The sequence below is a fragment of the Streptomyces sp. NPDC005752 genome (assembly GCF_040630715.1).
Lineage (GTDB): Bacteria > Actinomycetota > Actinomycetes > Streptomycetales > Streptomycetaceae > Streptomyces.
On sequence record NZ_JBEXYB010000012.1, the window covers coordinates 164,205 to 178,066 of the forward strand.

At 72.7% G+C, this 13,862-nt stretch carries 12 protein-coding genes; 4 read left to right on the forward strand and 8 right to left on the reverse strand.

All coding sequences use genetic code 11. The features are described from left to right. Nucleotides 1–78: 78 nt before the first annotated feature. A complete protein-coding gene (treZ, locus tag ABZ441_RS13055) occupies nt 79–1,839 on the forward strand; it encodes a malto-oligosyltrehalose trehalohydrolase (protein WP_358972045.1) in 1,761 nt (586 codons plus the stop codon). Nucleotides 1,840–1,908: 69 nt separating this feature from the next. Then, the gene (locus tag ABZ441_RS13060; protein WP_358971970.1) at nt 1,909–2,925 is read left to right on the forward strand and encodes an aldo/keto reductase; all 1,017 of its coding nucleotides are present in this window, start codon (nt 1,909–1,911) and stop codon (nt 2,923–2,925) included. A gap of 9 nt (nt 2,926–2,934) precedes the next feature. On the opposite strand, the gene ABZ441_RS13065 is transcribed toward ABZ441_RS13060, so the two are convergent. Next, nucleotides 2,935–4,065: an aminopeptidase P family protein gene (locus ABZ441_RS13065; RefSeq protein ID WP_358971973.1), complete on the reverse strand. Its 1,131-nt coding sequence runs from the start codon at nt 4,063–4,065 to the stop codon at nt 2,935–2,937. A 72-nt stretch (nt 4,066–4,137) separates the two neighbouring features. Next, the gene (locus ABZ441_RS13070; RefSeq protein ID WP_358971976.1) at nt 4,138–4,785 is read right to left on the reverse strand and encodes a nucleoside/nucleotide kinase family protein; all 648 of its coding nucleotides are present in this window, start codon (nt 4,783–4,785) and stop codon (nt 4,138–4,140) included. 99 nt (nt 4,786–4,884) lie between these two features. On the opposite strand from ABZ441_RS13070, the gene ABZ441_RS13075 reads away from it, so the two are divergent. Continuing rightward, nucleotides 4,885–5,271, forward strand: coding sequence for a VOC family protein (locus tag ABZ441_RS13075; RefSeq protein WP_358971979.1), 387 nt, complete (start codon nt 4,885–4,887; stop codon nt 5,269–5,271). A 17-nt stretch (nt 5,272–5,288) separates the two neighbouring features. Here the strand turns inward: ABZ441_RS13075 and ABZ441_RS13080 are convergent, their stop codons facing one another. The 5 genes from ABZ441_RS13080 to ABZ441_RS13100 form a co-directional block, all read right to left on the reverse strand. Next, nucleotides 5,289–6,194, reverse strand: coding sequence for a LysR family transcriptional regulator (locus tag ABZ441_RS13080; protein ID WP_358971982.1), 906 nt, complete (start codon nt 6,192–6,194; stop codon nt 5,289–5,291). Nucleotides 6,195–6,223: 29 nt separating this feature from the next. Beyond that, nucleotides 6,224–7,417 carry a glycine C-acetyltransferase gene (locus ABZ441_RS13085; protein ID WP_358971985.1) on the reverse strand — a complete coding sequence of 398 codons (1,194 nt, stop codon included), beginning with the start codon at nt 7,415–7,417 and terminating at the stop codon, nt 6,224–6,226. A gap of 44 nt (nt 7,418–7,461) precedes the next feature. Further along, nucleotides 7,462–8,490 (reverse strand): L-threonine 3-dehydrogenase, encoded by a 1,029-nt coding sequence (gene tdh, locus ABZ441_RS13090; protein ID WP_358971989.1) that lies wholly within the window; start codon nt 8,488–8,490, stop codon nt 7,462–7,464. A 241-nt stretch (nt 8,491–8,731) separates the two neighbouring features. Continuing rightward, complete coding sequence (locus tag ABZ441_RS13095) at nt 8,732–9,199, reverse strand: MarR family transcriptional regulator (protein WP_358971991.1); 468 nt, start codon at nt 9,197–9,199, stop codon at nt 8,732–8,734. Nucleotides 9,200–9,446: 247 nt separating this feature from the next. Continuing rightward, the gene (locus tag ABZ441_RS13100) at nt 9,447–10,283 is read right to left on the reverse strand and encodes an alpha/beta fold hydrolase (protein WP_358971994.1); all 837 of its coding nucleotides are present in this window, start codon (nt 10,281–10,283) and stop codon (nt 9,447–9,449) included. Nucleotides 10,284–10,479: 196 nt separating this feature from the next. Between ABZ441_RS13100 and ABZ441_RS13105 the strand changes: the two genes are divergently transcribed. Beyond that, nucleotides 10,480–12,894 carry a GTPase-associated protein 1-related protein gene (locus tag ABZ441_RS13105; RefSeq protein ID WP_358971996.1) on the forward strand — a complete coding sequence of 805 codons (2,415 nt, stop codon included), beginning with the start codon at nt 10,480–10,482 and terminating at the stop codon, nt 12,892–12,894. A 79-nt stretch (nt 12,895–12,973) separates the two neighbouring features. On the opposite strand, the gene ABZ441_RS13110 is transcribed toward ABZ441_RS13105, so the two are convergent. Next, nucleotides 12,974–13,858: a peptidoglycan-binding protein gene (locus ABZ441_RS13110; RefSeq protein WP_358971999.1), complete on the reverse strand. Its 885-nt coding sequence runs from the start codon at nt 13,856–13,858 to the stop codon at nt 12,974–12,976. Nucleotides 13,859–13,862: the final 4 nt, after the last annotated feature.

A 13,862-nucleotide genomic window follows, 5' to 3' on the forward strand; every position in this document is an offset into this window, starting at 1 on the left:
TCCCGGGGCCGTGCGTGCGAATTCCGTCGATCATGGGGCCTCCTGCGAGGCGCCGGGTGCATGGACGAGGAGTGGTGGATGCAGTTCGAGGTGTGGGCCCCCGAGGCCGGGTCGGCCGAGCTGTGCACGGCGGGCGGCCGCCTGCCGATGGAGCACGACCCGTTGCGCGTGGGCTGGTGGACGGCGGAGGCCGAGGCGGCGGACGGTGACCGTTACGGCTTCGCGCTGGACGGGGGCCCCGTGCTGCCCGATCCGCGCTCCCGCCGTCAGCCGGACGGGCCCGACGGCGAGAGCGCGGTCGTCGACCAGGACGCGTACGCCTGGGGCACCGTCTGGGCCGGGCGCGGGCTGCCGGGCGCGGTCCTGTACGAACTGCACGTCGGTACGTTCACCGGGGCGGGCACCTTCGACGCCGCGGCCGAGCGGCTCGGCCATCTCGTGGACCTCGGCATCACCCATGTGGAGCTGATGCCCGTCTGTCCTTTCCCGGGCACCCACGGATGGGGGTACGAGGGGGTGTCGCTCTGGGCGGTGCACGAGCCCTACGGCGGCCCGGAAGGACTGAAGCGCTTCGTCGACACGGCGCACGGTCTGGGACTCGCCGTCGTCCTGGACGTGGTCCACAACCACCTGGGCCCCTCGGGCAACCACCTCCCGGCCTTCGGGCCGTACTTCACGGACACCCACCACACCCCCTGGGGCTCGGCCGTCAACCTCGACGCCCCCGGGTCGGACGAGGTGCGTGCCTATCTCCTGGGCAGCGCGCTGGCCTGGCTGCGGGACTACCGCCTGGACGCCCTGCGCCTGGACGCCGTCCACGCGCTGGCCGACGGCCGGGCGCTCACCTTCCTGGAAGAGCTCTCCACCGCCGTCGACGCACTCGCCTCTGAGCTCGGCCGGCCGCTCGGGCTGATCGCGGAGTCCGACCTCTGCGACCCCCGTACGACCACTCCGCGCACGGAGGGCGGCATCGGACTGCACGCCCAGTGGAACGACGACTTCCACCATGCCCTGCACACCGCGCTCACCGGTGAGCCTCAGGGCTACTACGCCGACTTCGCGGCCGCCCCGCTGGCCGCACTCGCGAAGACCGTGACCCGGGCCTTCTTCCACAACGGGACGTACTCCAGCTTCCGGGGCCGCGTGCACGGCCGCCCCGTCGACGTCACCCGGTCACCCGCCCACCGCTTCGTCGGCTACGCCCAGACGCACGACCAGATCGGCAACCGCGCCCTCGGCGACCGGCTCGCCGCCGGGCTCTCCCCGGGACTCCAGGCGTGCGCGGCCGCGCTCGTGCTCACCGGCCCCTTCACCCCGATGCTCTTCATGGGAGAGGAGTGGGGTGCCCGCACCCCGTGGCAGTTCTTCACCGACCACACCGACCCGGAACTCGCCCGCGCCGTGCGCGACGGCAGGCGGCGGGAGTTCGCGGCCCACGGCTGGGCCGAGGAGGACGTCCCCGATCCGCAGGACCCGGCGACGCGGGCGCGCTCCTGCCTCGACTGGAGCGAACCGGAGCGCGAGCCCCACACCCGGCTGTACGCCTGGTACCGCGAGCTGATCGCCCTGCGCCACACCCTGCCGGACCTCTCCGATCCGGATCTGGCGGCGGTGAGGACGGCGTACGACGAGGAGGCCCGCTGGATCGCCTACCGCAGGGGCGATCTGCGGATCGCGGTCAACCTCTCGGGGAAGCCCGCGGCCATCCCGCTGGGAGCCGGCCGTCACCGGGCCGGCGGGGGCAGGGTGCTGGCCGCCTGGGGGCCGGCTGCGGCTCCGGGCGCGGACGGACTGCTGCACCTTCCCCCGGAGTCGTGTGTGGTGCTGGCCGATGAGTGAACAACTCCCTTGCCTTCGCGTGCACTTCAACTCGTAGGGTCCGGACCGGGAATCCAAGGAAGGGACACCATGAAGCAGCGTTTTCTGGGCCGTTCGGGACTTCGTGTGAGCGAGCTCTGCCTCGGCACCATGACGTTCGGCCAGGACACCGACGAGACCGCCGCGCACCGCGTCCTCGACACCTTCACCGAGGCGGGCGGGACGTTCGTCGACACCGCGGACGTCTACCAGCACGGCGTGTCGGAGGAGATCGTCGGCCGCTGGCTGAAGGGCCGCGACCGGGACGGACTCGTCATCGCCACCAAGGTGTTCGGCACCATGGGCGAGGCGCCGAACGCGGGCGGACTGAGCCGTAAGCACATCGTGCGGGCCGTCGAGGAGAGCCTGCGGCGGCTCGGCACGGACTACATCGACCTCTACCAGACACATGTGTGGGACGCGACGACGCCCGCCGAGGAGACGCTGGCCACGCTGGACACCCTGGTGAAGTCCGGAAAGGTGCGTTACCTCGGCGCGAGCAACCTCTCGGCCTCGCAGCTCCAGCGCTGCCAGGACCTGGCGCGCCACAACGGCTGGGAGCCCTACGTCAGCCTCCAGCCGCTGTACAACCTGCTGGCGCGCGAGGTGGAGTGGGAGCTCGTCCCCGTGAGCCTGGCGGAGGGCGTCGGTGTCATCCCCTGGAGCCCGCTCCAGGGGGGCTGGCTGACGGGCAAGTACCGGCGGGGCATGACCGCGGCGGAGCCCGGCACCCGTGAGGCGCGCTATCAGCGGGAGCTGGGCCGCGAGGCCTGGCGGGAACGGGACAACGAGGAGACGTGGCGGGTCGTCGAGGCTGTCGTCGCCGTCGCCGAGGAGGCCGGGCGCACGCCGGCGCAGGTGGCCCTGCGCTGGCTGCTCGGACGCCCCGGCGTCACGGCACCGATCGTCGGGGCGCGCACGCCCGAGCAGCTGGCCGACAGCCTCGGCGCCGCGGGCTGGGAGCTGACACCGGAGCAGACGGCGCGGCTGGACGGGGCGAGCGAGCGCCCCCTGCCCTATCCGTACGACGTCCTGCACCGGTTCCGGCACCGCGAGCCGCTGGACTGAGCACGGGCCCTATTCGACGATCGCCAGTTCGCGGGCGGTGGTGTTCAGCCGCCTGCCCCCGGTCTCCGTGACCGTCACGATGTCCTCGATGCGGACGCCGAAGCGGCCGGGGAGATAGATGCCCGGCTCCACGGAGAAGCACATCCCGGGCACGAGCGGCTGCTCCTCGCCCTCGATCATGTACGGCGGCTCGTGGGTGGTGACACCGATGCCGTGACCGGTGCGGTGGATGAACCGTTCGCCGTAGCCGAATTCGGTGATGACGGCACGGGCGGCCCGGTCGACGTCCTGGCAGGCGGCTCCGGGCCGCACGGCGCCGCAGCCGGCCTCCTGAGCCTCCCGTACGACGTCGTGGACCCGCTGCTCCTCGGCGGTGGGCTCCCCCACGTGGACCGTGCGGGAGGTGTCGGATCCGTAGCCGTGCTTCAGCCCGCCGAAGTCCAGGACCACCATGTCGCCCTGCTCGATCGTGCGGTCACCCGCCTCGTGGTGGGGGTCGGCTCCGTTCGGACCGGAGCCCACCACGGTGAAGTCGACCTGGGAGTGCCCGTGTTCGATGAGGAGTGCGGCCAGGTCGGCGGCCACGTCGCTCTCCCGCCGGCCGGAGAAGCGGACCTTCAGGATCTGCTCGTACGTCGCGTCGGCTGCGGCCCCCGCGGCGGCGAGCCTCTCCAGCTCGGCCGTGTCCTTGACCGCGCGCAGCATCGGCAGGGCATCGGTGAAGGAGACGTAGGAGGTGTCGGGGAGAAGCTGCCGCAGGGCCAGGAGGTGCAGCGCCCAGGCGTTGTCGCTGATCCCGAACCGGCCCTCGGCGTGCAGCAGTCCGGCGGTCAGGGTGTACGGGTTCGCGGCGTCGGTCCAGTCCCGCAGCGTGAGGGCGGGCGCGCCCGCCGCTCGCTCGGCGTCCGCCGCCTCGAGCGCGGGGACGACGAGGACCGGGTCGTGGCCCGCCCTGAGGACGAGCAGGGTGAGGCGCTCGGTGTCCGCGGTCGGCCGGTAGCCGGTGAGGTGGACCATGTCGGGCCCCGGTGCCACGAGGACGCCGGCCAGGCCCGCGGCCCCGGCGGAGTCGACGGCCCGGGCCATCCTGGCCCGGTAGACGTCGGCCGTGAAGGGCGGGGGCTGGTCGTTGCTGGGCATGAGGTCCTCCTGGCGGGGCGCGGCGCGGCTCTCAGCATCCTGCCTGCCCGCCCGGGCGGACGCGAGCGGGATTCAGGGCGCGCCGGACCCGATTGGACCGAGCCGCACCACGAGGTCGGCGCGGTCGCGGTGACGCTCGACCAGCCGGGCGTTGCGCTCGTCCGATTCGGCCACCCAGCGCTCGGCGTACGGGCGCGGCTTGCCGAACCGGACATGCCGGTCCACCAGCCTGTTCACCCGCGATCCGGGATCGGCGTCCAGGAACCACGCTTCGTCCAGCAGTCCGCGCACCGGCGCCCAGGGCCCCTCGTCCAACAGCAGGTAGTTGCCCTCGGTCACGACGAGCGGGATGTCCGCGGGGACGCACACCGAACCGGCGACCGGTTCCTCCAGTGTCCGGTCGAAGGCGGGCGCGTACACCGGGTCGGGGCCTGCGGGGTGCCGCAGCCGTCGGAGCAGAGCCGCGTATCCGGCGGCGTCGAAGGTGTCCGGCGCGCCCTTGCGGTCCGCCCGGCCGAGGCGTTCCAGTTCCGCCCCGGCGAGGTGGAAGCCGTCCATCGGGACGAGGGCCGCGCGCCCCCGGAGCCCTTCGACGATCCGGGCTGCCAACGTGGACTTCCCGGCACCGGGTGCCCCCGCGATGCCGAGGATGCGGCGCCGGCCGCCGCCCGCCAGGCGGAGGGCGCGGTCGGTCAGCGCGGTGAGGTCGCTGTCGTCCATGCCGGGCATTGTCCCCGGGCAAGCGGGACCGCGTTAGTGTTACGTATAACTACCCCATGGCCCGTGCTGTCGGGAAAACTGCCAAGGACGAGGATCCCCATGTCCCACATCGCTCTGGTCACCCTGGTCGTCCGCGACTACGACGAGGCGCTCTCCTTCTACACCGACGCCCTCGGATTCGAGCTGGTGGAGGACACGGACCGGGGCGACGGGTCCCGTTGGGTCGTCGTACGGCCGCGTGGCACGGCGGGGACCGGCCTGCTGCTGGCTCGCGCCAAGGACGAGGCCCAGCGCGCGAGCGTCGGTGCGCAGACGGGCGGCAGGGTCGGGTTCTTCCTGTACACGGAGGACTTCGCGGGTGACCACGAGCGGATGCTGGCCGCCGGCGTCCGCTTCCTGGAGGAGCCGCGCCACGAGACGTACGGCTCCGTCGCCGTCTTCGAGGACCTGTACGGCAACCGGTGGGACCTGCTGCAGCCGGCGTGACCGCCGGCCCCCGGGTGTCACACGGGCCCGGCCGCCGTGCGCAGCGCGTCCAGGACCGGCTTGATGAGCGGGTGCCCCTCGGCACCCTGCCGCACCGCGGCGAAGACCCGCCGGGTCGGGGCGGCTCCCTCGACCGGCCGTACGACGACGCCGCCGAGCCCCGTGTCCCGCAGCGCCGAGCGGGGTACCAGTGCCACCCCCGCACCCGCCCCGGCCAGGGCGACCACGGCGTGGAAGTCGTCCGAGGAGTGCTCGAGCAGGGGCTCGAAGCCGGCGTACTCGCAGGCCAGGACCACCACGTCGTGGCAGGGGTTGCCGGGGTACGGGCCGATCCACGCGTCCTTGGCGAGATCGGCGACGGCGACGTGGTCCTGGCCCGCCAGACGGTGGCCGACCGGCAGCACCGCGTCGAAGGGCTCGCTGTACAGGGGCACCCGGGTCAGCCGCCGGTCGTCGTCACCGGGCGCGCCACGGTATTCGACGGCGACGGCGACGTCGACCTGCCGGTCCAGCACCATCGGCACGCTGGCGTCGCCCTCGGCGTCCTGCACCCGCACCCGGATGCCGGGTGCGGTGCGCGACAGCTCGGCGATCGCGGGGGCGAGGACGAGGCCGATGCCGGTCGCGAACGCGGCGACGGTGACGGTGCCCGCCACACCCGCGCCGTAGTCGGCGAGCTCCGCCTCGGCGCGCTCCAGCTGCGCGAGCACCGCGTTGGCGTGGGTCAGCAGGATGTCGCCCGCCGCCGTCAGCCGCGCACCGCGCGCACCGCGCTCGACGAGCCGGTGGCCCGTCTCCTGCTCCAGGGCGGCGAGCTGCTGGGAGACCGCGGACGGGGTCAGATACAGCGCGGCGGCCGCGGCGGTCACCGTGCGGTGGTCGGCCACCGCACGGAGGATACGCAGCCGCCGTGCATCGATCATGCGCCCATTGTCCCTGGTCGCGGGAGTTGTTACGCCTCCAGCGCCTTCCGCGCGTCGACGAACGCGTCGACGGCGCGGTTGACGTCGTCAATGGAGTGGGCGGCGGAGAGCTGGACGCGGATGCGGGCGGCTCCCTGCGGGACGACGGGGTAGGAGAACCCGATCACGTAGACGCCCCTCTCCAGGAGCAGCTCCGCCATCCGGCCCGCCTTCCCCGCGTCCCCGATCATCACGGGGGCGATGGCGTGGTCGCCGGGCAGGATGTCGAAGCCCTCCTCGGTCATCCGGGAGCGGAAGAGCGCGGTGTTGGCGTCGAGCCGCTCACGCAGGTCGCCCGCGGACTCCAGCAGGTCGATGACCTTGAGGGAGGCGGCGGCGATGACCGGGGCGAGCGAGTTGGAGAAGAGGTACGGGCGCGAGCGCTGGCGCAGCAGGGCCACGATCTCGGCGCGTGCCGCGACGTAGCCGCCCGACGCGCCGCCCAGGGCCTTGCCGAGCGTGCCGGTGATGATGTCGACGCGGTCCATGACGCCGTGCAGCTCGGGGGTTCCCCGGCCGCCGGGTCCGACGAATCCGACGGCGTGCGAGTCGTCGACCATGACCATGGCGCCGTAGCGGTCGGCGAGGTCGCAGATCTCGGCGAGCGGGGCGACGTATCCGTCCATCGAGAAGACACCGTCGGTGACGACGAGCCGGCGCCGGGCACCGGAGGCCTCCTTGAGCTGCTGCTCGAGGTCGGCCATGTCGCGGTTGGCGTAGCGGTAGCGCTTGGCCTTGGAGAGGCGGATGCCGTCGATGATGGAGGCGTGGTTGAGGGCGTCGGAGATCACCGCGTCCTCGGGGCCCAGCAGCGTCTCGAAGACTCCGCCGTTGGCGTCGAAGCAGGAGGAGTAGAGGATCGTGTCCTCCTGGCCGAGGAAGGCCGAGAGCCGCTGCTCCAGCTCCTTGTGGACCTCCTGGGTGCCGCAGATGAAGCGGACGGACGCGAGCCCGTAGCCCCAGCGGTCCAGGGCCTCGTGGGCGGCGGCGACGACCTCGGGATGGTCGGCGAGGCCCAGGTAGTTGTTGGCGCAGAAGTTGAGGACCTCACCGGCGCGGCCGCCGGAGGTGACGGCGACGGTGGCGGACTGCGGGGTGCCGATGACCCGCTCGGGCTTCTGAAGTCCCGCTTCGCGGATCTCGTCGAGGGTCGTGCGCAGGTCGTCGCGTACGGAATCGAACATTGAGGATGTCTCCCAGGTGATTACGGGGGTGCGTACGAGGAGCTTCAGGAGGCCCAGTCGAGCAGTACCTTGCCGCCGAGACCGCTCGCGGCGTCGTCGAAGGCGGCTTCGAAGTCGCGGAAGCCGTACCGGCCGGTGATCACGGGGGCGAGGTCGAGACCGCCCTCCAGGAGCACGGACATGGCGTACCAGGTCTCGTACATCTCGCGGCCGTAGATGCCCTTGATCGTGAGCATCGAGGTCACGACGCGGGACCAGTCGACGGGGAACTCGGCCGCGGGAAGTCCGAGCATCGCGATCCGGCCGCCGTGGGTCATGTTCGCGATCATGTCGCGCATGGCCTCGGGGCGTCCCGACATCTCGAGGCCGATGTCGAAGCCCTCGCGCAGGTTGAGGTGGCGCTGGCCGTCGGCGATGGTCTCGGTGCCGACGTTGAGGGCGAGGTCCACCCCGACCTTCCTGGCGAGCTCCAGCCGCGCCTCGCTGACGTCGGTGATGACGACGTTGCGGGCGCCCGCGTGGCGCGCGACGGCGGCGGCCATGATGCCGATCGGGCCCGCGCCGGTGATCAGTACGTCCTCGCCGACCAGCGGGAAGGACAGCGCGGTGTGCACCGCGTTGCCGAACGGGTCGAAGATCGCGGCGATGTCGAGGTCGACCTTGTCGCGGTGCACCCAGACGTTCGACGCGGGCAGCGCGAGGTACTCGGCGAAGGCCCCGTCACGGCCGACGCCCAGCCCGAGGGTGGAGCGGCAGAGATGGCGGCGTCCTGCGAGACAGTTGCGGCACTTGCCGCAGACCAGGTGGCCCTCGCCGCTGACCAGGTCGCCGATCTTGATGTCGACGACGTCCGCGCCGATCCCGGCGACCTCGCCGACGAACTCGTGGCCCAGGACGAGCGGTGTGCGCACGGCCTGCTGCGCCCAGCCGTCGTAGTCGCGGATGTGCAGGTCGGTGCCGCAGATCCCGGTGCGCAGGACCTTGATCAGCACGTCCCCGGGGCCGGTCTCCGGCTCCGGCACGTCCATCAGCCACAGTCCCGGCTCGGCCTTGTGCTTCACGAGTGCCTTCACGGCTGCGGCTCCCTGTACGTGGTACGTGGCGGACGCCCCGGTCCCGGGCATGCCGAGGACGGCCTGCGGCCCGGGGTTGCGGGGGAAAACGGCGGACGGGACCAGGCGGACCGCCTGTCACCGCTCTCTGCCGTCACGGAGAAATGTGCCGCAACGGGGGCCTCAGGTCCATCGAGGATTTCTTAAGCACAGCCGTAGATCAGCTTCAGGCCACGGCCCGCCCCGGGGCCTCCGCCTCGCGTCATGCCTCGTGCGCCGGCCGGGGCCAGGACCGTCCGTCGAGGTTCTCGATGTCGCTGTTGAGGCGCTTGAGGTACGCGGCGAGAACTGTGACCTCGTCGGCTGACCAGTCGGCCATGACCCGGTCCAGACCGCTGATGTTGTGTTCGCGTTCCGTGTCGAGGCCGGTCTCGCCCGCACCGGTGATGCGGAACTTACGGGCGATGCCGCCGCCGGGATCCGGGATGCGTTCGACCAGGCCGGCCCGCAGCATTGCGGCGGTCTGGCGGTTCAGGGTGGAGGCGTCGAGACCGAAGGCGTCGCTGAGCTGTCCGATGGACATGGGGCCCTCCATCCTGATCCGGCTCAGCAGGGTGTACGCGCTGCGGTCGAGCCGTTCGCCGGCGCGTCTCGAACGGGATGCGCTCGGCTGGAGGTGCCGCCCGAGGAGCATCGTCTCGAACTCGATCAGGTGCGTCGGCTTGTCCATGGTCCTTCTCTCGACCGTCTGCGCGGTGCCTCGGGCTGTCCACCCGCACATATACCACCCGGTTCCCCTGCCGGTTCGCGCCGGATTCACGTCGGGCGTCGCCCTCACCGGCGCACCGGCCTCGGCTGACCACCCGTCGGAATGTTGCTCCAGGCTGCGGCGACCCTCAGGATGACGGCCCCGTACGTCGATTCCTCGTATGCCGCGACGTGGCCGCCGTTCCTCGTCACCGGCCGGCCGGGCTTCGTCACGGCAGCGGGACGAACGCCCGGATGGCCTCGGTCAGCCGTTGCGGCTGGTCCTCGGGGATGAGGGTGTAGCTGTCGGCGATCTCCACGAGTTCGCCCTCGGGCAGCAGGTCCGCAAGCCGCCGGCCGTGCGCGGGCGGCATGACCTTGTCCTCGGCGGCCCAGACGACGAGCGCGGGCCGGTCGAACGTGCGCAACGCCTGTGCCCACGCCAGGAGTTCGTCCCGGGGCGGTACCCCGAGCACGTACGCCCGCAGGTCCCTCCGGATCGCGGCGGACGTCCACAGGGGGCGGAACCAGTCGTCCATCACGTCGTGCGGGACGGGCCGCCTGCTCATCCACCCCCAGGTCATGGGAAGCCGGCGCACGGGCTTCAGCTTGAGCAGGGCGAAGGCGAGCCGCAGTCCACCAGGTGCCTTCGCCGCGGCGTACAGATTGCGGCCGGGCAGGCCGGGCGGGAAGTTGTCGAACGCCTCGCAGGACGTGATCACCAGCCTGCCGATACGCCGGTCCCTGCCCTCCGCGACGAGTGCCTGGGCCCCGCCCCAGTCGCTCATCACCAGGGTCACGTCGTCCAGATCCAGCTCGTCCAGGAACTCCGCCACCAGGTGGGCGACTCCGAGGACCGTCAGATCGGCGTCGGGGCGCATCGGTCTGCGGTGGCCGCCCAGCGGGAGCGTGGGTACGACGCAGCGGAAATCGGGGCGCAGGCCGGAGACGACGTGGCGCCAGAGCGAACCGTTCATCGCCACTCCGTGGAGGAGGACCACCACGGGCCCGTCGCCACCCGTGTCCTCGTACTCGACCACTCCTGCGGAAAGCGTCACTTCGGTCATGGGGCCAACCTAGAACGTCCCCGAACAGCTTGCGGCCCAACAGCGCGTCAGGGCTTGATAGCGTCGCCCGCACGACTACGGAAAGCTCCCCGCCGGGGTCGTCGCTCCGCCGGGCCGGGCCGCACCGACAGGGCGGCGAGCGGCGGCCGGTGCGTGTGACGGGGACGCACGTGGCAGGGACGATGAGGGCCTACGCATGAGCCTCCCGCAGTTGCACTACACCTCCGTGACGTCCGGGGACGGGGTGCCCGCCGGCCGGTTCACCGCCGTGGACCCCGCGATAGCCGGGCCGGTGCGCGCGGAGGCCGCACCGCTCCTGGCCTACGAGGCTCCGGAGGGGACGGCCGACGGGCTCACCGATGCCCGGAGCCGTTCGCTCCCCGTGGCGTTCGGCTTCGCCGCGCTGTCCGACGGAAGCCACCTGCTGAGCCGTACGGTGGCCACGGGCGCGGGCGGATTCCACGCGCACGCCGTGCACCTCCTGCCCGGTACGCCGATACCCGGCCGGATCCTCCCGGTCGCCGCGTGGGGCGCCGCGGGGTGGCTCTCCACGACGCCGGACCGCACGCTGCCCGATCCGTTGACCTCGATGTCCACCGCGCACGGTCCCTCACGCGGGCTCACCCGTGAAGGGCTGGGCGACTTCGCGGTGTCCCGAAGTCCGTGGCTCGCCGCCGTCCTCAGTGATCTGCGCCGCGTGAGCGAGGACCCGGCCGCGCCCCCCGTCGTGCTCGTCGAGCGGCAGAGCGCGGACGTGGCCCGCTGGGTCGCGCTGGCCGTCGCCGTACTGCCCCGGGAGCACGCCGAGCGTCTGACGTTCACCACGTACACCCGACATCCGGGACGCACCACGCACCAGGTCGTCGGCGTCCTTCCCGAGGACGCTCCGGACGCCCGTGACCCGCGGTTCCGCGTGCACTCCGCCGCGGGCCCGCGCCCCTCCGGGACCACGGACGACGCCTGGGCGGGGACCGCCGCCCGGATCTGGCGCAACCGGTCCCCCGAACTCTTCCGGGACGCGGCGGAACTGCCGGGCGAGCCGTTCGCCGCGGGACCGCTCGCCGTCACCGCGCTCGGGGCCGGCATCGTCCTCGGGTCCGACGGGCGGGCCGCGGCGGCCGACTGGGCGGCCGAGCGCCCCTACGCGCTGGACGAGAAGCGCACCAGGCAGCTGACCGACGCGCTGACCGCGCCCGCCGACGACCGTACGGCCGCGGAGTGCGCCGCGGCACTCCGGCTGCTGACGGCGCTCGACGGCCGCTGCCCCGCCTCGGTCACCGCACCGCTGGCCGCCCTGCTGGTGACGGAGGCCGTGCGTGGCGGCGATGTGGCCCTGGAGCCGCCGGCGCGTTCGGCGTTCGAGGAGGCCGACGGGGAGCGCGCACGGGCCGGGCTGGTCGAGGAACTCGGCGACGAACTGCTGGCCGAGCTTGCCTCCGGGGCGCCCCGGGGCGTCGCGCGGACCGTGCAGCTGCTGCGGATCGTCCGGCTGCTCGGCGTCGACTGCGCGGAACTGCTTCCCGGCGTCGTGGGCCGGCTGGCCCGTGCGCTGCTCGACGACCCGGAGGCGGGCGCGTGCCGTGCGCTGCCGGACCTGCTGGACGAGCAGTTCGACATCCGTACGGCGCTCCTGGGCGAACTGGACCGGCTCGCCCCGGACCACCCGGCGGGCACGGAAGGGCTGCTGATCCGGGTGGCCCTGCCGTTCACCGGGACGCAGTCCCTGCCGCATCTGAGGATGTGCGCCGAGGCACCCGGCGCCAGGGCGCGGGGCGCGGACCGGGTGGCGACCCTGCACACGGTGCTGCGCGCGGCGGGCATGTCCCCGTTCGCCGAGCCCCTCGTGCTGAGGACCGCTGTCGGCCTGGTGTGGGGGAAGGAGACCCCGACGGCAGGCGAAGCCCGTTCGCTGCTGGGCGAGACCACGTCCGACGCTCACCGGACGGCCGGCACCTGGGCGCAGCTGGTCGATGCCGCGCTCGCCGCCCCGTCCGCCGACGAGGACGCCCCCGAGCTCGCCCACGAGCTGCTGCGCTCTTTCCCCCAGGAGCTCGGATCCCGGGTGCGCGCCTGCCTGTTGCTGCTGGACTTCGCGCGCGAGATGCGCTCCGGGACGGCCGAACCCGGTTGGGCGGACCGTGCCAGGACGCTGCGCAGCCGTGCCGAACCCGCCGCGCCCACGGCCCTGGAGCACGCCTTCGCGGCCCTGGCCGAGCGGCTCCTCGCCTCGGGCCGGCCCGGGGAGGAGCTGTACGCGTTCGTGCACAGCGGGGACGCGGAACTGATCGCGGCGTACGGCCGGGCAGCCCGCCGCGACGGGGTCCCGGCACTGCTGCGGGCGGACCCCGCGTACGTGGCGGACTGCTTCGTCGTGTGGAACGCCCACCCGCACGCGGGCGGCGACTGGACCACGACCCGGACCGGCCTGCTGGAGGAGGTGCTGCGTCCCGCGGTGCGCGCGCTCTCCGCCGAGGAGCTCGCCGCGGTGGAGGAGGCCGTGGAGCGCGGGGGGAGCAGTCGCACCCTCGATGCGTTCCGCGCCTGGAACCGGCCGTCGCGCTCGATCGGGCGCCTCGGCAGAAGGATCGTCGGGCGGGTGCGCCGGGGGTGAGCGTGGGGCGGCCGGGGGTGGCGGTCCACGCCTCCGCGGTACGAGGCGGGGACCGCCGCACCGGCGTCGCACCACCGGTTCAGACGTTGGGAACCTTCAGTTTGTCCCAACTGGCCTTGCCCGGGATGCCGTCCGCGCCGCTCCCCGAGTAACCCAGTTTGCGCTGCCATGCGGCGTACGACTTGCGGTCCGCCTCGGACCAGTCCGGGCCGGGGCCGACCTCGTACCTTCCGCAGCCTTCGGCCACCAGTCTCTTCCCCATTGCCGTGATGACGGCGCTGTGCCGTCCGACCCGGAAGTACGCGGCTCCGGGGAACGGCTCGTACTTCGCCGGGGGCTTGGGGGCGGGCGGCTTCGACGGGCCGTCCGGCTCGTCTCCGAGACGTGTCTTGACCCTGCCGCGCATCGAGTCCATCGTGAAGCCGCGCGGGTCGATCTTCCCCGGCTGCCACTCCTTGTGGCCGATCACCGAGCGCTGGTTCCAGCCGTGGGCCCGGCAGATCGCCGCTGCCGCCTTCTCGATGGCCACCAGCTGGGCTGCCGGCCAGGGGTCCTTGCCGTCACCGAGGTTGATGCACTCGAAGCCGTAGAAGGAACGGTTTCCGTCGGTGTTGGCCTCGTTGTCGGCGGGCAGGGACGTTTCGTTGATCACCGCGCGCAGGACGTCGTCGTCCCCGAGTCCGGCGTGGTTGGCGCGGCCGTGGCCGACCAGGTGGACCGAGCCGTCCTTGGCGATCACCCCGTGGCACAACGGGCCCGGGAGGCTCGAGTGGCCGTTGTAGCAGAGTTCGACGGAGCTCTGGGTGCCCGAGGTCACGGTGTGATGGATCATCACCCCGTGCACGGGCCCCCACGAGCCCTTGTGGTTGCGGTTGTGCGTGCGCCAGCTCCGGTGCTCGACGACATGCAGACCCTCGTCCCGTAGGGCCTTGAGCAGTTTGTCGGCGGACAGAGGCGTTGCCATCGTG